Raw genomic sequence first — 24,046 nt, forward strand, 5'->3', positions numbered from 1 at the left:
CGGGCCCGAAACTCAAGGGCGCATTTCGTATACCTTGTCGTACCAGGTTTCGACTACTTTGCGGAAAACCGAGAAGCCGGCTGCCGTGGCTGCTTTCTGCAGTTCGTACTCGTGCCTGTCGATGCCCCGCTCTACCCGGTAAACGTGCTCTTCCGCCACAGGTGTGACCCTGGTAGAGCGCAGGCGCTGGTATTGTTCTTCACTCACGATGCTACTCTCTTTGGCTTCGGCCACGACCAGCACTCCATCTGATTTAAGCACCTGGCGGCACTCGCTCAGCAGGTCCTGCAGGCTTTCGCCCATCTGGTGCGCGCTTTCGATCAAAGTAATCAGGTCGTACTGGTAGGCGTATACGTTTTCGTCGGTGGCCCACTCAAAATGGGCGTTGGCGATGTGCTTTTCCTTGGCCAGCAGATTAGCCCGCTCCACCGAAGATACATACCTGTCGAAACCCAGAAATGAGGACTTGGGAAAGACGCGCGCCATCACCAGTGTTGAAGCGCCGTGCCGGCCGCTGCCCAGGTCTGCTACCACAATGCCGCTTTCCAGTTTCTCCGACAGTCCCTCTACGCCCGGTATCCAGCTATGCAGCAGACTGGCCAGGTACTCCTCGTTAAAAAACCGGGCCGATGCATCGGCTGCCAGCAGGCTTCTCACTTTGAAGTGGTTCCCTGCCATATCCGTAGGCCTTGCCTGGTGGTTTCCATTCTCTTTCAGGAAGCGGTTGCCGACATAGTAAGGGCTGGTTGGGTCTGTCAGGGCGGTGGCGTGCGCTTCAGGAAGGCAAAAGGTATCGGCTTCGGGCTCATGGTACAGGTAACCGTCAGCGGCCAGGCTGTCTGCCCAGTGCTTCACAAGTCTGACGCTGGCTCCGGCGCTTCGCGCAATCTGACCCACCGTCATGGGGCCCGCTCCGGCCATTGCTTTGTAGAGCCCCAGTTGGCTGCCCAGGAATGACATCCGCACCCGCTCGGCAGCACTCAGATCGTCCAGCACGTGGTGAGCAAAATCCTCCACGCGCTCCGGGCGACTTCTTTTCCGTTGAATTGTGTTCTCTTTCATGGTAGTAGTGTTTAGGATAACGATAACACCCTAAAATTAAATCACTTACCACAATAAGTATTGTATATATTTCGGAATAATTTGTACAGATTAGAAGCTTTTCCGGATTTCCAATGGCGTGTGTCCGGTTTTACGCTTCACAAAGTGACTAAAGTGGGACTGATCATCGAAATGCAGCGTGTAGGCGATCTCGGCAATGCTCATTTCTGTGTTGCCAAGCAGCGTACGGGCCTCTTGCAGCAAGCGGTTGTGAATCATTTCGTGAGGAGGCTTGCCGGTGGTGCTTTTCACCACATCGGAGAGGTGCTTGGGGGTTATGTTGAGCAGGCTGGCATACTGTTGTACCTCGTGCATGTCACGAAAGTGCTCATCCACCAGGTGCTTGTAGGCGCTTGTCAGCTGCACGGCGCGGGTCGCTTTTTCTTTGATGTAAACGGTATACCTGGCCTTGTAGCAGTCGCGGATGAGCAGCAACAAGATATGCACATAATCGCGGAGAAGCTGGGTTTTCTCCCTTGAGTGGCCGTTGTATACCTCTATGATGTTCTCGAAAGAGCGTTGCACCAGGTTGCTCTCGTTGGCGTTGAGACTGATGACGTGCTCGGCATCCAGGTCGAAGAAAGGAAACTGCTCGGCTAGGGCTCCCTGTAAAAGCGACTCCAGAAATTCCGTCTTAAACTCGAGGCAGAAGCCCTTGCAGCCTTTTATGTTCGTGGAGGCGTACAGCACATTGGCAGGCACGATTACCAGGTCGTGGGGCATCAGCCAGCGGAGTTGGTCATCTAACCGGATATCGTGCAGGCCGTCGAGCAGGAGGTAGATCAGATTAAAGTTCCTTCGCAAGGCTGGAATACCCAGCTTTGGGTCAACATGTTGGTGCCTTTCCTCCATGCGTCCAGGCAATATTTGAAGGCCCGGATCATAAGGCCGAGTATCGTGGTTTATTTTTCTTTCAAAGGCAGCAATTGTTTCAAAGGTCAATATTTCGTTTCTGGGCACAAAAAACCATTTAAACTTCCCTAAATACCCTTCCACTTTAAGTTCGCCCGTAATGCGAAGGATGCTTTCCCCGCAAGAAATCTTCAGTTTTCACTTGAGTTGGTTGCGTTCAAAACTTGCAGGGTGTTTCTATAATTTACTAACACAATATCACTCAAAAAAGTAACACTTTTTCAGAAGTAAATTAAACTACTAAGCAGATTTTGGGTGAACTTAACCGCTGTGCTGATGTAGGGGCTGTCAGCGTAAGCTAACAACTCATGTACCAAAAAGCGCACGATATGAATTGCATGGGAAAATAGTAAATCCGGATAGCAGCATGTAAAATAGAGACCCCATCGGTTCGCCTGAGGTGGTGCAAAATCAGGTATAGCTCAGGCCTTCACTTCGTTTTCAAGCGGCTTGCCTTGTTCAAAAGTCGTAATGTTCTGCAGCGTAATGGCAGCGATGCTCTCCAGGGCATTGCTCGTAAAAAAGGCCTGGTGTCCCGTTATCAGCACGTTGTTGAAAGACAGCAGCCGCATGAACACGTCATCTTGGATCACCCGGTCCGACAGGTCTTCGAAAAAAAGATCGGCTTCCTCTTCGTACACGTCAATGCCCAAATACCTGATATGCCCACTCTTAAGCCCGGCTATGACCGCTTTTGTATCGACCAGCGCCCCACGGCTTGTGTTGATGAGCATAACACCCTGCTTCATCTGCGCGATGGTAGACCGATTGATGAGGTGAGAGGTTTGCGGGGTGAGCGGGCAGTGCAGCGAAATGATGTCGGAATTGGCGTAAAGGGCGGCCAGGTCTGTGAACTCAATGCCGATCTCGTCAAATTCTTTTTTCTTCTCCACGTCATAGCCCAGCACCCGGCAGCCGAATCCCTTCAGAATTCTGGCCGTCACCAACCCGATCTTACCCAGCCCAATCAGTCCCACTGTTTTGCCGTGCAGGTCGAAGCCCATCAATCCATTGAGGGCAAAGTTGCCTTCCTTTACCCGGTTGTAGGCGCGGTGGGTTTTTCGGTTGAGGGTAAGGATGAGTGCGAGTGTATGCTCTGCCACAGAATAAGGTGAGTAAGCCGGCACCCGCACCACTTTTATGCCGAGGGCAGCGGCTGCTTCCAGGTCCACGTTGTTGAAACCGGCGCAGCGCAAGGCAATTAGTTTTATCCCCCCCTCTGCCAACAGCCGCAGCACTTCCGCGTTAGCCGTGTCATTCACGAAAATGCAGATCGCTTCGTGCTCCTTTGCCAGCAGAGCGGTCTTTTTGTTGAGTGGTGCTTCGAGGTAACTGAGCTGGTGTGAGTAGGCTTGGTTGGCTGCGTTAAAGAAAGTGCTGTCGTATACCTTCGAACTGAAAAATAGGACATTCATAACGGGGCAGTATTGGTGATCAGGTATAAACCTATACGCAAAAGCCTCAGTGGGTTATACCTCTTCCTGCGCCAGGTATAGCTTGCCGCTCTCGGCATACCTGAGAATGCCTGTGTCCACCAGCTCGCGCAGTAAGTCAGTTACCGCTTCGCTGTGTCGGGCCTCGAACTGCTGCACCAGCTCTTTTGGCAACAGTTTTTTCTCCTGCACCACTTCCAACAGCTTTTGTCGCAGGGCCTGTTGCTCCTGCCCTTCCCGCTCTTTTTTGCGCTGCGCCAGGCAAATGTCGCAAATGCGGCAGCTTTTGTCGCTGATCTCATTGAAATACTCAAGCAGCAGTTGGGTACGGCAGCGGTCCGTGGTCTCGACATAGTGGGCCATTTCTTTGGCCTGCTCCATGGCGCGATCGCGCAGTTGCTCCAGCTTTTTGTGGTTGAGCGGAAGATTGGCGGCATCCAGGCGTGGCGCCGTGAAGACCACTTGGGGCGCGTCGTGCTGCGGTTCGTATACCAGCACCTGCAGCTTGTGCAGGTACTCGAGCTTGCGGCGCACCTCCTGCTCCGGCTTTTTGAGCTGCTCAGCCAGTTTGCGCTCCGAAATCTTTACAAAGCCTGTAAAGGCCTCGCCGCCGTACATCCGCAGGACCAGGCGCAGCAGGGCGTCGTGCTCGGCATTGGCCACCTGAAACTCGTAGAGCGCCATGTTGTCGAGCAGCAGGTATAGCCGCGAGGGACTGTAGTAAGCTTCGTTAAGCTGCACGTAGCCTTCTCCTTCCAGTCGCTTGATGGCGTGGTGGGTTTCGAGCGCAGACAGTTTATAGTTCTTGGAAAAGGCTGCCAGGTCGAAATCGAAACTGCTCATAAAGCCGCTCCCCACCGCGATCTGGAAGTAATTGGCCAAACACTGGTATACCCGTCGGATCAACTCCAAAGGCGGGTGCGCTTCTTTCACTTTCTGAAGCAGGTCTTTGGTGTCGCTGGGCCCATAGAGCAGCGTGGCGTAGGCGTACTTTTCGTCACGACCGGCGCGGCCAGCTTCCTGGTAGTAGGCCTCGAGGCTCTCCGGCAGATCGAGGTGCACGACCAGCCGCACATCTGGTTTGTCGATGCCCATCCCGAAGGCATTGGTTGCTACCATAACCCGCACTTTGTCTTCGATCCAGGCCTGCTGCGTCTTGTTGCGCTCCTCAAACTTAAGTCCCGCATGATAAGCGGCGGCAGGTATACGCCGGCTCTGCAGGAACCGGGCGATCTCGACGGTCTGCCGTCGGCTGCGCACATACACAATGGACTGCCCCGGCATGCGGTTCAGGATCTCGAGCAGGCGGCCCACTTTGTCTTCGGTATAGAGGCAGGAGTACGACAGGTTGGCCCGGGCGAAGCTCTTGACAAAGACGTTCTGCTTTTTGAAAGCCAACTTCTCCTGTATGTCGGTGCGCACCTGCTCTGTAGCGGTAGCTGTAAGGGCCAGCACAGGTATAGCAGGCAGTGTTTCGCGCAGAGCGGCCAGCTCCAGGTAGGGCGGACGGAAGTCATAACCCCATTGCGAGATACAGTGTGCCTCATCTACGGCCAGCAAGCTCACTTTCATGCGTTTCACCCGCTCCTGAAACAGCTCAGTCTGTAAACGCTCCGGCGACAGGTATAGGAACTTGACATTGCCATACACACAGTTGTCCAGGGCAATGTCGATCTCGCGGCGGTTCATGCCCGAGAAGATGGCCACGGCAGGTATACCGCGTCTTTTGAGCTGCTCCACCTGGTCCTTCATCAGCGCAATCAGCGGCGTGATCACCAGGCAAATCCCCTCCATAGCCATGGCCGGCACCTGAAAGCAGATCGATTTACCCCCACCTGTTGGCAACAGCGCCAGCGTGTCCTGCCCTGCCAGCACCGAACGGATAATATCCTCTTGCAAAGGCCGGAACTGATCGTAGCCCCAATAGGTGCGCAATATGTGGTGGATGTCTGGCAAGGGAATGTAGGTATGGGACAGCGAAGATAAAGTATAGAAGACAGAAGTCAGAATTTTTCGTTCCGGCCACTGTCATTTCTATGGCGAGTGAGAAATCCTGATCTGGTGTTTACGCAAAATTCGAAAGCGCTAAACTAAAGTCCTATACCTAACTGAAAGAACGAAAATGATGATCGTGCACCCGAGCAACTCGCAGCGTAGCAATGGCAGCAGAATAATGTGAAAGCTAAAAGACATAAAAAAGCCTTCCGGAGCTAGCTCCGGAAGGCTTTTCTGCTATGCCAAATCAATTACAGGTTGATCGAAACACCCAGTGTACCAAAGCCGAATGCGCCGCGTCCACCTTCAAAGTAGACACCTACTCGCTCGTTGAACTTATACTTTACGCCCAGCACCGGTCCGATGAAAAAGTTGGTCCCGTTCGCATAAGATCCCGGAAAGTCCTCGTCTCCGGAAAAAGTTCTGAATTCGAGCCCTACGAGCAGCGCACCGTACAGGTCCAGTTTCTCTTCGCTGATGCTGGCTCCCAGGGCTTCGTTCAAGAGGGGAACAGCATGGAAAGTACCTCTGGCACCTACCGAGGTGAAGTTCCATTTGTAGTTATAGCCGTAGTGGCTGTACTTCCAGCTGGCGTAGCCAATGTAAGGACCTACACTTATACTTTCATGAATTCCCTTCTCGATGGAGGCTGTCACCGGGATAAATGCGCCCGATCGGTTACCTGTAAAACCATAGCCATAGTAGCCCAGCGATGTTCCTGCGTGAATAAACAGATCGCCCTGTTCGTAGGCCTTCTTCTGAGCAAATAAACACTGCACCATCAGGCAGCAGGCAAAAGTTAAGAGTAATTTTGCTTTCATAATATTTCGAAATTTAAACGAATAATACTGGCTAATATATATGAAAATCTATATATTAAAAAATGATTCTCTACCTCTTGAAGAAACCTCCTGTATTCGTTTAATTGAATCGTATAAGGACATTCAAAACCCGATACTGGAGATTAGCTGTACAAAAAAAAAGCGGCCTGTCTCTAAGAGACAGGCCGCTAAACGTTATTATACTTATGCTTCTTAGGCTGCGGCAGACTGACCATCTTCACGGTCCTCGATCACTTTCTTCAGCTTCTCGATCGCCTGTGCAGCACGCTCTTCATCAAACCGGTTGATGTTGAGCAGCATCTTGGTCTTTTCCTGGCGCGTGATCACCGGATTGTTCAGCAGACGGATGATCTCTTCTTTCTGCTTGGCCGAAGCATAACGCACGCCTGCTATCTGCTCTTCTGCCACAGGCGCATTATCAGCGACTGGCGTAGCAGCGGCAGCTTTCATGGTTGCTTTCTTCTCGGTTGGCACAGCAGGCTTGGCCGATGGCTCGTTACCAGCATAATCCATCTCCTCAGACGGAGTAGGCTCGTAGCCGGCAGCGCGAATTACCCAAGCCAGGATGTTACGGTACGCCTTGCCAATAGCACGGGTCTGTGCCATGGAGGCAATCGCGAACTCCTGGTAGTACTTTTTGCCCTGCTCTTTGTTGGAGCAGATCGCAAAGCCGGCACCCACCACCTGCTGACTGCGCAGGTCGAGTAAGTTCACCTTTGCCTGGTACTTAATCTCGTCGTCGGTGCTGATGTTGACCACATGCTCCACCACTGGCAAGATACCCAGTCGAGAGCCAGCATATTGCCAGCCTTCAACGTTCACGTACTCTTTACCTTGTATATTTTGATATAACCTATTCTCTTTTATAAACTTAGCCAGGTCAACAGCTAAGTGAAGCGTCTCATCAGATTTAGCTATGTCATAGCTTTCTACCTTCGGCTTCCTCTCCACTTTTGTCTCTTTATTCACTTGACTCATACCTTCGTTAGTTTTCATGTTTTAGTACATATATCAAACATAGTTACTCCTGAAATGGTGCAAAAAAACACAAAAAATATACATTATAAATAACTGATTATCAATTACTTATAAATTATTTTCAGGAATACACTTCCCCTCTCCCATCCACCGGCTTAATTAGCACAGAAATGCAAAGGGGGGATATATTGTACGTGAAAATTACAATTGAGATAGGCGTAGGTTTTTCTTTAGACCAGGTTTAAAAAAGGGACATGCGAGAACGACCAGCCATCAGGTGGCCAGGTATAGCAAAGCAACAAGAACAGGTATAGCTTAGGCCTTGACTTCCTGCACGATCAGCCCGTCCTTCATAACAAGTTTGCGGTCGGCCATGGTGGCCAGCTGCTCGTTGTGCGTTACGATCACGAAGGTCTGGTTGAACTCGTCGCGCAGCTTAAAGAAGATTTCATGCAACTCCTGGGCGTTTTTGGAGTCGAGGTTACCGCTAGGCTCGTCAGCGAAGATAATGCGGGGTGAATTGATCAGGGCGCGCGCCACGGCTGTGCGCTGCTGCTCACCACCCGACATTTCGGAGGGCTTGTGGTGCATGCGGTGGCCAAGGTTGAGCATGCTCAGTAGTTCGGCGGCCCGCTCGGTTACCTCCATCTCCGGGCGACCGGCCAGGAAACCAGGCAGACAGGCGTTTTCGATGGCTGTAAACTCAGGCAGCAGGTTGTGAAACTGGAAGATAAAGCCAATGTGGCGGTTGCGGAAGCGCGCCAGTTCCGATGCGTTGAGGCGGGAAATGTTCTTATCGTCGAAGAGCACATCGCCGGTATCGGCCGAGTCGAGCGTACCCAGAATGTGCAGCAGCGTGCTTTTGCCAGCGCCCGAAGCGCCTACAATAGAAACTACTTCGCCGGCATGGATGGTCAGGTCTATCCCTTTGAGCACTTCCAGTGAACCGTATTTCTTGTGAACGTTAACGACTTGCAGCACGATCTGGCAATAATGTGTTTGACGATGGATTATCTGTCAAAGCTACAAAACAAAAGGTATAAGTGAGGTACCTGCCGTCAAAATTTAGCAGTAACCTCCGTTCCCGGGCCGGACAATCAAGGGCAGAGATGGCTTATGTTATCATAAAATTGCGATGCTGCGGTCCAGAAACGGATACTCAGGGAAGAGTGGCTGCTACAGTGGTGCAGGTCCCAAAATCAATTCTCCGACCCCTCTCTCCTGTCTTCAGGCATCTTATTGCCTTCGTCTCTGCTCTCACTCTCCAGCACGTCCTTCACATACAGTTCGTTAATGACTACGGTAAGCACAGCCAGCAGCGGGGCCGCCATTAGCAAGCCCAGTCCGCCTTGCATGATGCCGAGCAGCACCTGGAAAAAGAGCAGCAAGGCAGGAGGCAAGTCCACGGTTTTCTGAAAGATAATTGGGGTGATGATGTAAGATTCTACCATTTGGATGGCCCCATACACGACAATGACAAGCAGCGCCATGTCGGGACTTACGGTTAGCCCTACCAGCACGGCAGGTATACCTGCCAGCCAGGGCCCGATGTTTGGTATAAAAGCCAGAAAGAAGGAAATCAGACCTAGCGCAAAAGCCAGCGGCAGGCCCATGATCGTGTAAGCAATGGCCGTGCTAACACCTATGATCGCCATGGCAGACAACATACCCAGCAGCCACATTTTCAAGGTATGGTAGCAGATATGGAGTACCTCCAGCATGCGGGTGCGCCGATGCTCAGGAAAGAGTTTTACAAAACCGTGGGTATAGAGCGTAGGGTTGGCTGCAAAGAACAGCGCTGTGATCACTACTATAAAAAAATCGGCCAGAATGCTGAGTGTAGAGGAAAAGGCGCCCGTCAGGCGTTTCAGTATCTCCTTTTGCTCCGGCATCATCCGGTTGTAGTCATCGGGTAGGCTCTCTACCAGGCGCCGGCCCCAATTGTACTGGCCCAGCCACTCCTGCAAGCTACTGAAGGCCTGTGGTATGGTCTCGCGCATCTGGTCTGCCTGTTCATAAATAGTGGGCGCAACAACCCAAAAGGCACCGATCAGAACGCCGAACACCAGCATCGTCACCAGCAGCAAACTCAGGCCGCGCTTCAGGCCAAGGTGCTTTACCACCCAGTCTGTGAGTCCGCTAAACAGTACGGCCAGCAGAATGCCGGCAAACACCAGCAGGAAGAAATAGGCCGCCTTGGCGAGCAGATAAAATCCGGCGACTATGAGCATCACAATGAAAGCGGCCAGCGCCACACGTTTGGCAAATAAATGTTTCGAAGGCATGATTCGCTTTATCTAAGATTAAGTGCGATGCAGCAGTTGCGTATACTTACTCAAAACTATCTTATACAGTTACTTTTCCTGCGCACAGGCGACGGGGCACCCTGTCTGGCGCGTTGCTGCAATAGCGACACGCGCCGGGCGCCTGTATCATCAATATTTTAAAAACCTATTTCTTGAATTTAAGCCGATAAAGGCTTACTTTCGTGCGTCCAATAAAACTGAGAGCATGAACATACACGAATATCAGGCTAAAGAGATTCTGAAAAGCTACGGCGTTCGCATACAGGAAGGCATCGTGGCAGAAACGCCAGACCAGGCTGTAAAAGCGGCTATGAAACTGACCGAAGAAACCGGTACAGGCTGGCACGTGATCAAAGCGCAAATTCATGCGGGTGGCCGTGGTAAAGGCGGCGGGGTGAAACTTGCCAAAAACCTGGATCAGGTAAAGCAGATCGCCAACGACATCCTGGGCATGACACTGGTAACGCACCAAACTGGTCCTGAGGGCAAACTGGTACAGAAAGTACTCGTAGCACAGGACGTATACTACCCTGGCGAATCTGATCCGAAGGAGTTCTACCTGAGCATCCTGCTGGACCGCGCCAAAGGCCGCAACGTGATCATGGCATCTACTGAAGGTGGTATGGACATCGAGGAAGTGGCGGAGAAAACTCCCGAAAAGATCATCAAAGAGTGGATCGATCCGGCTGTAGGGCTGCGTCCGTTCCAGGCGAACAAAATTGCGTTTGCATTTGGTCTGCAGGGCGAAGCTTTCAAAGAGATGGTGAAATTCATCACCAACCTTTACAGAGCTTACGTGGAGACAGACTCTTCTATGTTCGAGATCAACCCTGTGTTGAAGACATCTGACAATAAAATTCTGGCCGTGGATGCCAAAGTGGATCTGGACGATAACGCCCTGTTCCGTCACAAGGATCTGGCCGCGTTGCGCGACATCACCGAAGAAGATCCGTTGGAGGTAGAGGCAAGCGCTTCGAACCTGAACTACGTGAAGCTTGACGGTAACGTAGGCTGTATGGTAAACGGCGCTGGTCTTGCGATGGCGACTATGGATATCATCAAGCTATCTGGCGGTGAGCCTGCTAACTTCCTCGACGTAGGGGGTGGGGCAAACGCACAGACGGTGGAGGCTGGTTTCCGCATCATCCTGAAAGACCCGAACGTGAAAGCTATCCTGATCAATATCTTTGGTGGTATCGTTCGTTGCGACCGTGTTGCCAATGGTGTGGTAGAGGCTTACAAAAACATCGGCGACATCAAGGTGCCGATCATCGTTCGTCTGCAGGGAACGAACGCCGAAGAAGGCGCCCGCATCATCGACGAGTCTGGCCTGAAGGTATACTCTGCCGTAGCCCTGAAAGAGGCTGCTGAAAAAGTAAAGCAAGTATTGGCTGAAGTAGGAGCTTAATCAGCTTTAAATCAACAAAACAGAAAGGGGCTACCAGTAATGGCAGCCCTTTTCTGTTTTATATGTGCCGGAAGTTTAAGAGTTTGGGAGTGCTGAGAAATACTTCCTAAACTCCCAAACTATTTAACTCCTAAACTTAAACCACTTCCAGTTCTACATTTATATTGCCACGCGTGCCGATGGAGTAAGGGCATACCTCGTGTGCTTCATTCACCAGTTGCTCTGCTTTCTCTTTGTCCAGTCCCTGCAAATGCACTTCTAACTTCACCCCCAGCCCATACTTTCCGTCCTCAGACTTGAGCAGGTCTACGTGCGCCTTTACAGTAGACTCCGGATTGATCCGGATATGCTGCTTGCCGGCCACCAATAGCAGCGCGCTCTGGAAGCAGGCCGCATAACCTGCCGCAAACAGCTGTTCCGGGTTAGACTTTCCTTTCTCTCCTCCCAGCCCCTCCGGCAATGAGAGTGGCATATCAAGCACACCGTCTGACGAGACAACATGGCCTCTACGACCTCCTGTAGCAGTAACTTCTGCCGTATATACTGTTTCCATAGCTTCTTGCTTCTTTTCTCTTGATTTAAAATATTATTTATTAACTCCCAGATTCTCCTTATTGTTTTAGGTATGAAGCAATTAAGATAATACTCGCCCCTTTTACCTACATGCCACACCTTTTTGGATTATAATAATTGATCCTAAAATTTCCTTTTTAGCGCATTGTTTCTATTTTTGCAACACATAAAGCACCCGTAGTTCAACTGGATAGAATATCGGATTTCGGCTCCGAGGGTTAGGGGTTCGAATCCTCTCGGGTGCACAAGTACAACTTCAAGCGCCAGCTACTGCAGAAGTAGCTGGCGCTTTTTTTATGTGCTATTGGTAACCCGCTACAGAAATAAGCTATTGATGGATGAGATGGCCAATGCAATGACATAGATCAGGAGCAGCCACCTGAAGAGCTGCTTTCTGTTGATTAACCTTCGTAGAAACGGGTAAAACAGAAAGTAGGCTATACCTATGATGATCAAGAGGTAAAGAAGTGCTTTTAACAATTTGAATGTAACTTTATTGCATCGCGGTGGAAAAGATCGAGATCCGCCTTACTCAACAAAGGTATAAAATTGGCTCGCCAATCCCTACCGCTGGCTTATCTTCCCGAGCTTTAGCTGTTGATCGAAATACCTTAGCTTTAGCACCATGAAAGAAAACGCCCTGCACTAACAACATGAACTTATTCGTGCACTTATACTAAAAGACGCGGTAGGTTTTGGGCTGCACTAGCCCTGATCGGCTGCCTGGCCATGTCCGTGTCGTTGCCTCTTTCAGTGATATTTTCAGGTATAGGCCTGCTTGTGCTTGGCTTTGTGCTCCGATTCTTTCTTCACCAGGAATACGACAGGTAGTTGGCGCCAGCATATCTTTTCCCAATGTCATTATTTTCGACTTAAACGCATACCGTATTGCAGCAATTGGTGCTTTTTAGTATGTTGCAGAAAAATTACGGGGTGTAGCGTAGCCTGGTATCGCGCCAGCATGGGGTGCTGGAGGTCGTGGGTTCGAATCCCGCCACTCCGACTGAAACAAAAAGTCCTTGTAACAAAATGCAAGGACTTTTTTTATTAAATATTAAACCTACTCACGACGGGATCTCCTCTACCAGCTGGGCTATACCTTTTTCTATCTGTTCGCGCAGCTTTTCAGGTCTGTCGGAAATGATTCGCTCTGCCGTGCCTTGCCACACCAGCTCGTTCTGCACCGGGTCTACCAGGTGCACCGACACCGTGCCCACATTATAGCGCCCTACTTCTACTTCTTTGCTCTGCCAGGTATAGCGCCGCTGCCCAATGTAGCGGGGCGGGTCTGTAATAATATTTGTCTCTCTTGTCTGCACCTGCTTGTCCACCACAATGCCCAGGTTGATCAGCAGATCCGCTTCGTCCGCAGCCTCCACCTGTCTCAGTCCGCGTTGCTCCAACTGCTGGGCGATCTCCTGTTTCAGAAAGTGTATGTGCCCCTGATAATTGGGCCCCGCGTCCTCTACCTCAGAGCTTACTTCCATAAAGGCAAATTGGCGGTAGGTGCTCAGCGCAAAGCCGGGTGCAGGCTCCGATTGAATGTTGGTGGCAGGGCTACAGGCCATAAACAACAGGCATAACAGGAAGGCAGTACTACTTACTAGGTTTCTCATTTCCACAAATCCTTAAGTGTTCGCATGAAAATAATTGTATATACGCATACGGTAATTCGGAACGTATGCTTTGATTGCAATTTTTATACCTAACTTAGCACCTGCCCTACTACAGCGTTTCGCGATGTAAAACGGTAACATTGCTTAAACCATATGTCCATAAGCTACGTTTTGCCCTACCATGAACACAACAGCACAAGTACTAGAGAAAAACAAAGAGCGCATCCTCGAGCAATGGATGCAGAATCAGATGGCCGACGCCTCATTGCGCGAAGACCTGATGACGAACGATGAACTGCAGCGTCAGTCAAAAGAGATGCTGGATGGTCTGCTGCGTGCCATCTCAAAAGGCAACTACGACAATATTTATGAAACGGAGTTTGAGCAGGTAACTGACACGCTCCGCGACATTTCCATTACCAGAGCAAGACAGGGATTTAGCCCGCGCGAAACCGGCACCTTTGTACTCAGCCTGAAGCAGGCACTCATTGAGGTACTGGTTGAGCAACGGCAAGGTGATACCAGCACGCTCTATCAGGAAATCATGCAGCTGAACACCCTGCTCGATAACCTGAGCATCGTTACCTTCGAAACCTTCATTAAAGGACGCGAAGAGGTGATCCTGCGTCAGACAGATGAGATCAGCGAAATATCCACGCCGGTAATCCGGGTATGGGACGGCATACTTGCCCTGCCGATCATCGGAACCCTGGACAGCGCCCGCACCCAGATTGTGATGGAAAACCTGCTACAGGAGATCGTAAATACCGGTAGCACTATCGCTATACTCGATATTTCCGGCGTGCCGGCCGTAGACTCGTTGGTGGCACAGCACCTGATCAAAACCGTGAGTGCTACCCGCCTGATGGGTGCCGAGTGTATCATAAGCGGTATCCGGGCCGAGATTGCGCAAACCATCGTGCACCTGGGCATTGACCTCTCTAACATCAAAACCAAGGCTACCTTGGCTAGCGCCCTGCAGCTTGCCTTCAACATGACAGACCTGGAAGTGCGCCGGTCAGACCGAAACAAATCCAATAAACTACTGCGCTAGAAATATGGAAAGGATACCGATTTTAAAAATGGGCCCTTTCCTGCTGGTAACCATTCAGATCGACCTCTACGACAGGCTGGCCCTGACCCTGGAGAACGACCTGATCAACATGGTGAGCCAGACCGGGGCACGGGGCGTTTTGATAGACATTTCGGCAGTGAGCATTGTGGACTCATTTATGGGCCGCATTTTGGGCAACATCGCCTCTATGTCGCGCATCATGGATGCTGAAACCGTAGTAGTAGGGATGCAGCCCGCCGTGGCGATTACGCTAGTAGAACTCGGCCTGACGCTACAAGGTGTGCACACCGCCTTGAATGTGGAGAAGGGCATGGAATTACTTAACACTAAACTAGGCGATAACCTGGGACCAGACGACGAAGAGGAGGAAGACCAGGATGATCGTAATGACTAAAGACACGATGGACATCGCGCGCGAACAGGATGTGGTTCCCTTCCGCAACCGCGTGCGCGAATTCAGCACCCGCATCGGTATGAGCCTCGTAAACCAGACCAAACTGATCACGGCGGCAAGCGAACTGGTGCGAAACATGCTCAAATACGCCAGCGGCGGTAAAGTAATACTCGAAATCATCAGCCAAAACGCCAAAACCGGCGTAAGACTAACCTTCAAAGACGAGGGCCCGGGTATAGCCGACATAGCCTTAGCCATGCGCGATGGCTACTCTACCGGCAGAAGCCTTGGCCTCGGACTGCCCGGCGCTAAACGGTTGGTCAACGAGTTTGACCTCAAAAGCACCCCGGGAGAAGGCACAACCGTTACTGTCATCCACTGGAAACATGGACGTTAATCAACATTACCGCTTCGCTGTACCCGACCGGAGTTACGCCAGTCTCACAAAAAAAGACATTACCCGCCTTGCCGAAAGCTTTGCCCTCTCTGAAGGAGCCGTGGGCAGGGTCAACATCATCGTGTCGGAGATGCTCACCAACCTGGAGAAGCATACCACACAGGGTGGCGAGCTGCTCGTGAAAGCCATCGGCAAGCCCATCAAAGGAATCGAGATCATCAGCCTGGATAACGGTCCCGGCATGAACGATCCTGATCGGATGCTGCAGGACGGTGTATCCACTTTCGGGTCTGCTGGCGAAGGCCTGGGCGCCATCAAGCGGCAGTCCGACATTTTCGACATGTACTCCCAACCCCAGGTAGGCACAGTCATCGTGGCGCAGGTATACAAATCGGCCAAGTCTATACCTGCGGCGCGGCGCTACGACATCGGCAACATTATGGTGCCCAAACCGAAAGAGGTGGACTGTGGCGACGGATATGCCGTTATTCACCACGAGCGGGGGGTATACCTACTGGCCCTCGACGGGCTGGGCCATGGAACGCATGCCCAGGAGGCAGCAGCCTCCGCCGTTAAGATTTACTGCGAAGACCCTCTCCCTGATCCGGCCCTGGCACTGAAAGTGATCCACAATGGCATTCGCCGAACCCGGGGCGCAGTGGGCCTGGCTGCCAGCATCGACATCGCCCAGAACAAAATCAACTACTGTGGCATTGGCAACATAGCCGGCAAGCTGTTCACGATCGAAAATTCGATCGGAACGATGCCCTATAAAAACGTGATTTCTTACAATGGCATCCTGGGGCACAATGTACCAGGCACGTTCAATACGCAAAGTTTGGACTGGAACCGCAATAAGGTGCTCATCGTGCACAGCGACGGGCTTAAAGCGCGCTGGGACCTGAGCCGCTACCCAAACCTGCACCGCCACCTGCCCACCACCATCGCGGCTGTCCTTTACAAAGACCACAGTCGCCAGACAGACGATACGCTCGTATTGGTATGTAAAGCTAAATAGTAGCCCATGGCAAATAGTCTTCTCAAAATAAACATCACTAACGAACTGGATGTGGTGCTGGCCTACAGACGGGCCATGCAGTTGTCTGAAAAAACAGGTATGGCGCAGGCCAACCAGACCAAATTTGCCACGGCCGTATCGGAGATCTGCCGCAACGTGGTAGAGCATGTGGGCAATGGCACCATTCAGTTTAGTATTGTAGAAGAGAATGGGCACAATTATCTGGAAGCCAAGATATCGGACCGCGGGCGTGGTATCGGCAACCTGGATCAGATCTATGACCGGGGCAGGTATGGCAGCAACCCCCTGGGGCGCGGCATGGGCATTGTCAACTCACGCAAGCTTGTTGATTTTTTCGAGATTAAAACCGAGCACGAGCAGGGCACTGCCGTTACCCTCCGCAAGCGTATACCTACCCAGTCCCCGATTGTCACCAAAAGCCTGAAAGAGATCTGGCTACAGGAGTTTAACGACGAAGAAGGCATATCGCCCTACGAGGAGATCAAGAAGCAGAACATGCAGCAGCTCGAACTGCTCGAAAAGCTGCGACTGCGCAACCTCGAAGCCGAGCAGCAGCTTCAGGAAATCAGGAGGCTGAACCTGCAACTGCAGCAGTCCAACCTGGAGATTCAGACCCTCTCGGAGGAGCGCGAGCGCCGGAACAAGGAGCTGCAGAAAGCCAACGAAGACCTGGACGCCTTTGCCCATACCGTTTCGCACGACCTGCGGTCTCCTTTGCAAAACATCGGGGGCATCCTTAACTTTCTTGAAAACAGCCTGCACAACGGCAACACCGAAGATGCGGCCTCGCTCCTGCCCATGCTGCGCGAACAGACAAGCAAGATGGACAAGCTGATAACAGGTATACTGGCTTACTCGCTTGCCGGTCACCACAGCCTGCACCGCCAGATCGTGCCTGTGCACGATGTGCTGCACAAAGTGCTGGATTCCCTCTACATACCGCAATCGTTCAAAGTAACCTTGCCCGATGACCTGCCTACGCTCTATACCCAGGAGATATACCTGTACCAGATTTTCAGCAACCTGCTGGGCAACGCCATCAAGTATCACGACCGGCCGGATGAGGCCCTGATTGAAGTAACATGCAGCCGCCAGGCAGACGTCGTTCTTTTTGCTGTGCAAGACAACGGCCCAGGTATAGCCACGGAAGACCAGGATCAGATTTTTGGCAAGTACGAGGCGCTCGGCCACAACCTAACGCGCCCAGACAGTTCGGGACTGGGCCTTGCCATTGTGAAGCGCATACTCGAAGAAAAGCATGGCGACGTTTGGGTAGAGTCGACGGGGCGCGGCACCCGTTTTGTGTTCTCGTGGCCCGCCAGCGAGGTAGTGACGGAACCGGAAGAGGCTGAATAAACAAGAACGCCTGTATACGTTGCGGTATACAGGCGTTCTTGTTTAGGGCATGCCAAGTTATTTTTTACGGTTCTGGAAAAACTCTGCCAGTATTTCCTTCACATCGTGGTTGGTCAGGGCCTTTGAGTAGTGTTTCTTTACTTTCTTAAAGCTCTTGATGCGCTCCAAGTCATAAAAACTTGCCGAAGAAGTCAGCATCAGGATGATCACGTGATCGCCGGCATCGAGGCCTTTGCGTTGGTACTCTTCCAGAAACTCAAAGCCATCCATAGTTGGCATCTTGATGTCCAGAAAGATCAGGTCCGGGCATTTGAAGGTGCCCTCCGGCTGCTCGCTACATGCTTTGCTCAGGTAGTCAATCGCTTCTCTTCCGTTCTTGAGCACCATTATTTCTTTTGCCACCTTCATATCGGTGAGCAGGCGCTTGTTCAGGTAATTTGTGGTATCGTCGTCGTCTACCAACAGCACTAGGTCAAGCATTTCAGATGCTTCCTTCATAGTCAGTTCTTTTCTCTTAAATCAACGGTAAGGTATAAATATTTACCTTGTATGCTCTGATACCCGGTAGAGCCACTAACATATTGTATACAATTAATGTTCAATATTGCGCCTCTTTAAATGCTTTGTTGCCAATAACAGCCCAAGTAAAGGACTATGCTACATTGCGTCACTGCAAAAATACAGTTTTGGGTGTAAAATTTAAAGTTTGTTCACCAGTTATCTTCTCTAAATTTTCAGGCCTTCGCACTGCTGCGCACTTGCACATAGCCCCTTTTCTTTTTTTTGTTTTTGCCACGCCATATCACTATACCTGTTACCCACAGCGTGGCGGGCATCAGGCCCAGAAAGAACCACAGAATCCGGGTTAGCCAGCCACCTATCTCGCCAAAGTGTATCGGTACAAACCAGTTGCGCGTAAGCTGCCGCCCGAGAGGAGCAGTATGCGGATTATAATCGTACACGACAGCTCCGGAGTATTGGTCCAGGTATACCATCGGCCTGTCCTGTGGGCCAGCCTCCAGACCGGATGAAGCCAGGTAAGTCAGGTTGAGTGTCCCGGCACTGTCTGGAGCCATCACAAGAGTACGCTTGACATAGTGCGGGTATAAATCATCCATGCGGTCGAGGGCCTGGTAAACGGTGAGCGGGGCTATACCCTGTGTTGGCCGGGAGGACTGAAGCGCTTTAACATAAGGTGTCGGCTCTTTGGCCAGCGTCAGTTTATCCACCACAGCCTGGGTCTCTTCCTGAAAGCCGAAATACACGCCGGTGATGGCGGCCAGGAAAAGCGGCAGGCTGAAGTAGAAGCCAAACACGTTGTGCAGATCGTAATTGCGCCTTTTAAAAGAGGCATTGGCCTTGAGGCGCAGGCCGTCCTTTAAGTTTCTCCGTTTGCGTGGCATCCACAGGTATAGGCCTGTCGTCAACAGCGCAAAGGCCAGCAACAGCGCACTTATACCTGTTATCAGGGCGCCCGTGTCGCCGATGGTCAGTTGGCGGTGCATTTCCAATACGGTATCCATCACGCCGCGCCGCTTCTCGAGTTGGCCAACATACTGGCCGGTTGCCGCATCAAAAAACAGAAACTGCTTGTTGCCTTTTACTTTGATGATGTAATTCTCCAGTTCCCTTACCGGAAAAAAGATATTGGTCACAGGGGCGCCAAATTCCTCTTCGGCGTTGCTCACCACCTTCCGCACATCAACTGGAGCCGCTTCCGGGTTGGAGTTCTTGTAGTACGCAGGGTATAGCGCAACCGTCAGTTCGGGCTGAAAAACGTAGAGCGACCCTGTCAGGCCCATGAAGGCCACTACGGCACCTGCTGTCAGGCCGATCCAGAGGTGTAGCTGAAGGAGAAATTTGCGCATATACCTGAACTTGAAATCGGCGGCACCGCCCCTTGCAGGGCAATACCGCCGATGTACTGGTTGTGTATGTTTCTATGTGTTAAAACCTCACGCCCACTGTGCCCTGCACGGTTGTAGGCGCTCCTGGCATGATCACGGTAACTGACTGTGAGCCCTCGTAGTATTTCACATTCGTCAGGTTCTTCACGTTCAGGGCTGCATGGAAGCGTTTGCTGTTGTAGAACATGGTCGCGTCGTAGCGGGTATAGCCAGGCAGCATAAAGCTGTTGGCGTCATCCACCGGACGGTCTTCCACATAGGTAAAGCCACCGCCAATGCCCAGGCCTTTCAGCAGACCATCCTGCAACTCGTAAGTTGTCCAGAGGCTGCTGTTGTTATACCCTACTCCTCTGAAGCGACGGCCTACGGTACGCTTCGGGTCGTCTGTGCTCAAGGCATCTTTCGTTACGCGGGCATCGGTATAGGTATAGGTGGCGATCACGTTCAGGCCCGGCAGCACCTCTCCTGTTATGTCGGTTTCTACACCTTTGCTCTGCACTTCGCCTAACTGCACGCTGGCGCCGCTTTGCGTCGGGTGTGGCACCACCACATTCTGGCGGGTGATGTCGAAGTAAGCCGCCGTCAGGTTCACACGGTCGTTCAGCAACCCGATCTTAGAACCGGCCTCGTACTGCACCGATGTGATCGGCTTGAAGGCCTCGCCCTCCAGCGTTTGTCCTATACCTGGCTGGAAGCCCTTGGAGTAGTTCGCATACACAGAAACCGGGCCGTATACTTCGTACAGCACGCCCAGCCTCGGGTTAAAGGCCTTGTTACTTTGCTTCGTGGTTTCATCTTTCATGCGGTTCTCTTTCTCCTGTTCCCAGAAGTCGTAGCGGCCGCCCAGCAATACTTTCAGGCGCTGGTTGATGGTGATGAAATCCTGCAGGTAAAAGCCCAGCACATCCACACGGTCCTGGTAGTCTTGCGAGTAAGTCAGCAGCGAATAGTCCTTTGGCTTAGGGTTGTACTGCGGATTCAGAATATCAAATACATCATAAGGAGCACGCTTCACCCAGATGTCGAATATCGAGCGCGAGATCTCTATACCTCCCACCGCCTTGTGCTCCACCAGTGCGCCTGTGTTGAAGTTGGCGTACAGTTCGTTTTGCGTCGCGATGTTGCGGTCGTAGGTGTCCTGGTCCTGGTGCTGGCGGTTGATGCGGAACGAGCCGTCTTTGAGCACAGTGGTCTGCTCCACTACATCGCGTGTTTCGGTGGCGTAGTTGTAATTGAAGGCATGACGGAAGCTCAATGCCTCGGAGAACTTGTGCTGCAGGTTGTACTGCGCCATGCGGTTGGTAAACTCACCGGTGTTACTTGGCTCTATCAAAACGCGGCTTCTCGAAACCGGGGCGATCTGCCCGTTCACAGAGAAGATGCCGCGGTCCGACGGTTGGTCGTGGTTCAGGAATTCAGTCTCAACTGTAAAGGAAGTCTTGTCAGAGAAGTCGTAGGTAATGGCCGGGGCCACGAAAATGCGCTTGGTCTTCACAAAATCGCGGTAGCTGTCGGCACGCTCGTATACGGCGTTCAGTCTGTACTTGAAGGTCTTGCTCTCGTTAAAAGCACCGCCCAGGTCAATGGCCGGTCTCACCAGTCCAAAGTTGTTGGATGTGATCTGGATGTCCTGGAAGGTATGGGCGGTCGGTTTTTTGGTGGAGATGTTCACCATACCGCCCGGGTCGCTCACGCCGTATAGCACTGAGGCTGGTCCTTTCATCACCTCAATCTGCTGGATGTTGGCGCTTTCGCGGTAAGTGCGCACGGTGTTGCGGAAGCCGTTTTTGAACACGCTCTGCATATCGGTACGGAAGCCACGGATCTGGAAAATATCAGAACGGCCGCCAAAGCCTGTCTCCATGCTCACACCGCTCACGTTGCGCATGGCATCCTCGAGGCGCAGCACCTGCAGCTGGTCCAGGGCGCGGCGCGACACCACCTGCACCGACTGCGGCACCGATTTGATGGGCGCCTCCATTTTAGTGGCGGTGGTGGCCGTGCGCTGCAGGTACTCACCGCTGCGGTGGGCCGTTACCTGCACCTCGCCCAGCGAGTGTGAGGAAGCTGCCAGGTCAATGTTCACAAAGGCGGCCTTACTGCCCGATACCTCCAACAGCTGCTTTTGCAAGGTATAGCCAATGCCGGAAGCGACCAGGGTATAGTTACCAGCCGGGATGTTTTTGATCAGGAATTTGCCTTCGTCATCGGTGGTGGAGCCATAAGAGGTACCTTCCAGTCCTACGCTGATACCGGCTATACCTTCGCCTCTTTCTGACTGGATGCGGCCTTCTATACGGCCTGTTGTTTGAGCAAATGCCTGTTGTACCAGAAGCACAAGGGCAAACATAAGGGTGAGTGTGCGTTGCATTTATTCTTATTTAGATTTATTCTAAGAATTTCTGCAAAAGTAAATACCATATACATAGCAGCAAAGAGTTATTTAGATATTTTCTAAATAAGTGACAAAAATCATCTGAGACTCTTCATCACACGCCTGCATACATCCTTTTAAGCACTTTTAGAGTATTTAGAGTTGTTACCCGACAGCAGTCGACAGGTATGCTAAAACTTGAACCTGAAACAAAGACCTATGGATACTTACAACCTGAAACCCGAACACATGCGTGCGCCCAACAACCTGTCGCGCGAGGAGATAGCGAAAAGCCTGGATGAGTTGGACAGCAAGATCAAGACCCTGAAGGCCCGTGTAAATGCCACCACCGCCGACTCGAACCATACTTACCACGAGCACATAGCAGCCCTGGAAGCCAAGCGTGAACTGATTGCCAACAAACTTGGCGACCAGGAAGACAGCCAAAGCAAATGGCAGGGCCTGAAAGACGGCCTCGACAATCTTAAAAAAGACATGGACAACTTATTCAAATAAAAAAGCCCCGGCGCTAGGTATAGCGCCGGGGCTTTTTACTTCTATCTAAAGCGCTGATTAGCCGGCTACCGGCTCCCGGAAACCTACCCAGGTAAAGCGCTTGATCACAAACTCGGGGTTGGTGAACGAGGCGTTGCCAGCCGGGTTGCCGCCCGTTACGTGGAAGTCGGAGAAAGCCGCGTTCTGGTTCACATAGATACCACCCGTCAGGTTGAAACTTACCGGAGTACCCGCCAGACTCATCTCATCCATGATCTTCTCTTTGGTAGCCTCGTCTGTGGTATAGGCACCGCAGGAAATCGCTCCGTAGTTCATCGCCATTTCCTTGGCCAGCTCAATTGACTGATCCGTGTCTTTTGTTTTGATCACCAGCGCAATCGGGCCGAACAGTTCGCGGCTGAAGCTTTCCTTCTCGGATGCGTCTACTTCGTAAATCACCGGCGTGCAGGTACGGGCGTTTTCGAACATTGGGTTGCTAAAGTCGCAGGTGCTCAGTACTTCCTTGCCTTTCACGCTGGCGGCCTCTTTCACTCGCTCGGCTGTGGCTGGGTTTTGGATAGCGCCCAGGATGTGCGGACCCGCTTTCGGATTGTTCACCAGACCTGTCACGGCATCGGCCAGTTTCTTCACTACCTCTTCGTAAGGCATCATCTCCTCTCCTACCTTCACGCCAGATGCCGGCACAAAGAAGTTCTGTGGAGCCGTACACATTTGTCCGGAGTAGAGGCTAAGCGAGAAAGCCAGGTTCTGGGCTACTTTGTCGATATCCTGCACTGAATCCAGGATGATGGAGTTCACGCCTGTTTTTTCGGTAAAGGTGATTTTGCCTGGCAGGCTCTCTACATAGTTACCAAACTCGGTACCGCCAGTGTAGTCGATCAGCTTCACTTTCGGGTTTTCGGCCAGCTCTTTCGTGATCAGGCGGTCGTCGGCATCCACGCCCAGTTGGCAGATGTAAGGGCTCAGGCCATTCTCCACCAGCACCTTTTGCACCTCAGCCACTACAATCGCGATCGGCAACACCGCTTTCGGGTGTGGCTTCACGATAACCGGGTTGCCGGTAACAAGGCTTGCATACATGCCCGGCACCGTATTCCAGGTTGGGAAGGTAGAGCAGCCAATCACCAGGCCAATTCCTTTCGGCACGGCACGCCAGCTCTTGTTCAGTTTCAGATTGTATTTGCCCATTGGCTTTTCCCACTCGGTTTGCTCCGGGAAACGGGTCTGCTCCTGGTAGCCAGCCGCAATGGCTTCCAGGGCACGGTCGGCGGCATGCGGACCCGATGCCTGGAACGACATCATGTAGGCCTGCCCGGTGGTGTGCATCGTAGCATAGGCGATTTCAAAGAAACGGGCTTTCATACGTTCCAATGATTCCACCAGAATGGCGGCACGGTCGGCAGGTTTTACTTTGCGCCACTGATGGAACGCCTCGTCGGCCCTGGCCACCAAGGTTTCTGCACTGAAGTAAGGGTACTTTATACCTAAAGCCTGCTGCTCGTAAGGGGATTCCTCCTGACCAGCCCAATTTTCAGCGCCATCGTGCACCAATTCTGTAAATTTGGTGTTAAGGTGCTGCTTATACTTCTCACGACCTTCTTTATCAGCGGTTTCGCCATATATATCGGGCATCGGATTTTCGGGATACTGGGCAAAAAAACGACGCTCATGCAGGGCTTTCACGGCGTTTTCTATGATGGGAAGATGTTTATTTTTTAAATCCGGGGTCATAGTATTTATTTTATATAATTAAACACATATATTAGAATCAATTGTTGGAAAGTTACGTATTTTTTTAATAAGCGCGGGATGCATCTTTAAATT

21 protein-coding genes and 2 tRNA genes are annotated in these 24,046 nt (G+C 51.8%); 9 read left to right on the forward strand and 14 right to left on the reverse strand.

Annotated features, from left to right (window positions below):
* Positions 1–12: 12 nt before the first annotated feature.
* The 8 genes from BD749_RS06080 to BD749_RS06115 form a co-directional block, all read right to left on the reverse strand.
* Entirely contained in the window at positions 13–1,062 is a 1,050-nt protein-coding gene (locus tag BD749_RS06080; RefSeq protein WP_101443434.1) for a class I SAM-dependent methyltransferase, read from the reverse strand.
* Positions 1,063–1,152: 90 nt separating this feature from the next.
* Positions 1,153–1,905 carry a helix-turn-helix domain-containing protein gene (locus BD749_RS06085; RefSeq protein WP_245868797.1) on the reverse strand — a complete coding sequence of 251 codons (753 nt, stop codon included), beginning with the start codon at positions 1,903–1,905 and terminating at the stop codon, positions 1,153–1,155.
* A gap of 530 nt (positions 1,906–2,435) precedes the next feature.
* Positions 2,436–3,428 (reverse strand): 2-hydroxyacid dehydrogenase, encoded by a 993-nt coding sequence (locus BD749_RS06090; protein WP_101443435.1) that lies wholly within the window; start codon positions 3,426–3,428, stop codon positions 2,436–2,438.
* Between the two features lie 54 nt (positions 3,429–3,482).
* On the reverse strand, positions 3,483–5,402 hold the full coding sequence (locus tag BD749_RS06095) for a RecQ family ATP-dependent DNA helicase (protein ID WP_101443436.1): 1,920 nt from the start codon (positions 5,400–5,402) through the stop codon (positions 3,483–3,485).
* A 290-nt stretch (positions 5,403–5,692) separates the two neighbouring features.
* The gene (locus BD749_RS06100; RefSeq protein WP_101443437.1) at positions 5,693–6,262 is read right to left on the reverse strand and encodes a hypothetical protein; all 570 of its coding nucleotides are present in this window, start codon (positions 6,260–6,262) and stop codon (positions 5,693–5,695) included.
* 213 nt (positions 6,263–6,475) lie between these two features.
* Positions 6,476–7,279, reverse strand: coding sequence for a hypothetical protein (locus tag BD749_RS06105; protein ID WP_245868800.1), 804 nt, complete (start codon positions 7,277–7,279; stop codon positions 6,476–6,478).
* A 297-nt stretch (positions 7,280–7,576) separates the two neighbouring features.
* A complete protein-coding gene (locus tag BD749_RS06110; protein WP_101443438.1) occupies positions 7,577–8,242 on the reverse strand; it encodes an ABC transporter ATP-binding protein in 666 nt (221 codons plus the stop codon).
* A 218-nt stretch (positions 8,243–8,460) separates the two neighbouring features.
* Positions 8,461–9,546, reverse strand: coding sequence for an AI-2E family transporter (locus BD749_RS06115; RefSeq protein ID WP_101443439.1), 1,086 nt, complete (start codon positions 9,544–9,546; stop codon positions 8,461–8,463).
* A gap of 226 nt (positions 9,547–9,772) precedes the next feature.
* On the opposite strand from BD749_RS06115, the gene sucC reads away from it, so the two are divergent.
* On the forward strand, positions 9,773–10,975 hold the full coding sequence (gene sucC, locus BD749_RS06120; protein WP_101443440.1) for an ADP-forming succinate--CoA ligase subunit beta: 1,203 nt from the start codon (positions 9,773–9,775) through the stop codon (positions 10,973–10,975).
* Between the two features lie 136 nt (positions 10,976–11,111).
* On the opposite strand, the gene BD749_RS06125 is transcribed toward sucC, so the two are convergent.
* On the reverse strand, positions 11,112–11,528 hold the full coding sequence (locus BD749_RS06125) for an organic hydroperoxide resistance protein (RefSeq protein WP_101443441.1): 417 nt from the start codon (positions 11,526–11,528) through the stop codon (positions 11,112–11,114).
* A 191-nt stretch (positions 11,529–11,719) separates the two neighbouring features.
* Here BD749_RS06125 and BD749_RS06130 point away from each other — a divergent pair.
* Together BD749_RS06130 and BD749_RS06135 are read left to right on the forward strand one after the other, a co-directional pair.
* Positions 11,720–11,793 (forward strand) — tRNA-Arg (locus BD749_RS06130).
* A gap of 684 nt (positions 11,794–12,477) precedes the next feature.
* Positions 12,478–12,551, forward strand: a tRNA-Pro gene (locus BD749_RS06135).
* Between the two features lie 61 nt (positions 12,552–12,612).
* On the opposite strand, the gene BD749_RS06140 is transcribed toward BD749_RS06135, so the two are convergent.
* Positions 12,613–13,164, reverse strand: a complete 552-nt coding sequence (locus BD749_RS06140) for a DUF4136 domain-containing protein (protein ID WP_101443653.1) — start codon at positions 13,162–13,164, stop codon at positions 12,613–12,615.
* 181 nt (positions 13,165–13,345) lie between these two features.
* Here BD749_RS06140 and BD749_RS06145 point away from each other — a divergent pair, with 181 nt between their 5' ends.
* The 5 genes from BD749_RS06145 to BD749_RS06165 are packed head-to-tail and all read left to right on the forward strand — an operon-like array spanning position 13,346 to position 17,425.
* Entirely contained in the window at positions 13,346–14,218 is an 873-nt protein-coding gene (locus BD749_RS06145) for an STAS domain-containing protein (protein ID WP_101443442.1), read from the forward strand.
* A 4-nt stretch (positions 14,219–14,222) separates the two neighbouring features.
* Positions 14,223–14,633, forward strand: a complete 411-nt coding sequence (locus BD749_RS06150) for an STAS domain-containing protein (RefSeq protein ID WP_101443443.1) — start codon at positions 14,223–14,225, stop codon at positions 14,631–14,633.
* A complete protein-coding gene (locus tag BD749_RS06155; protein WP_101443654.1) occupies positions 14,626–15,030 on the forward strand; it encodes an anti-sigma regulatory factor in 405 nt (134 codons plus the stop codon). The genes BD749_RS06150 and BD749_RS06155 overlap by 8 nt, the downstream gene beginning before the upstream one ends.
* The gene (locus BD749_RS06160) at positions 15,020–16,048 is read left to right on the forward strand and encodes a stage II sporulation protein E (protein ID WP_101443444.1); all 1,029 of its coding nucleotides are present in this window, start codon (positions 15,020–15,022) and stop codon (positions 16,046–16,048) included. Before BD749_RS06155 ends, BD749_RS06160 begins: the two co-directional genes overlap by 11 nt.
* Before the next feature lie 6 nt (positions 16,049–16,054).
* The gene (locus BD749_RS06165) at positions 16,055–17,425 is read left to right on the forward strand and encodes an ATP-binding protein (RefSeq protein WP_101443445.1); all 1,371 of its coding nucleotides are present in this window, start codon (positions 16,055–16,057) and stop codon (positions 17,423–17,425) included.
* Positions 17,426–17,482: 57 nt separating this feature from the next.
* Here the strand turns inward: BD749_RS06165 and BD749_RS06170 are convergent, their stop codons facing one another.
* The 3 genes from BD749_RS06170 to BD749_RS06180 form a co-directional block, all read right to left on the reverse strand.
* Positions 17,483–17,923 carry a response regulator gene (locus tag BD749_RS06170; protein WP_101443446.1) on the reverse strand — a complete coding sequence of 147 codons (441 nt, stop codon included), beginning with the start codon at positions 17,921–17,923 and terminating at the stop codon, positions 17,483–17,485.
* A gap of 236 nt (positions 17,924–18,159) precedes the next feature.
* The gene (locus BD749_RS06175) at positions 18,160–19,293 is read right to left on the reverse strand and encodes a PepSY-associated TM helix domain-containing protein (protein WP_101443447.1); all 1,134 of its coding nucleotides are present in this window, start codon (positions 19,291–19,293) and stop codon (positions 18,160–18,162) included.
* 79 nt (positions 19,294–19,372) lie between these two features.
* Positions 19,373–21,703: a TonB-dependent receptor gene (locus BD749_RS06180; protein ID WP_101443448.1), complete on the reverse strand. Its 2,331-nt coding sequence runs from the start codon at positions 21,701–21,703 to the stop codon at positions 19,373–19,375.
* A 222-nt stretch (positions 21,704–21,925) separates the two neighbouring features.
* Between BD749_RS06180 and BD749_RS06185 the strand changes: the two genes are divergently transcribed.
* Positions 21,926–22,222 (forward strand): sll1863 family stress response protein, encoded by a 297-nt coding sequence (locus tag BD749_RS06185; protein WP_101443449.1) that lies wholly within the window; start codon positions 21,926–21,928, stop codon positions 22,220–22,222.
* A gap of 57 nt (positions 22,223–22,279) precedes the next feature.
* Here BD749_RS06185 and paaN read toward each other — a convergent pair whose 3' ends face one another.
* Positions 22,280–23,953, reverse strand: a complete 1,674-nt coding sequence (gene paaN / locus BD749_RS06190; protein WP_101443450.1) for a phenylacetic acid degradation protein PaaN — start codon at positions 23,951–23,953, stop codon at positions 22,280–22,282.
* Between the last annotated feature and the right edge of the window lie 93 nt (positions 23,954–24,046).

It is taken from the genome of Pontibacter ramchanderi, from assembly GCF_002846395.1.
Taxonomy (GTDB): domain Bacteria; phylum Bacteroidota; class Bacteroidia; order Cytophagales; family Hymenobacteraceae; genus Pontibacter; species Pontibacter ramchanderi.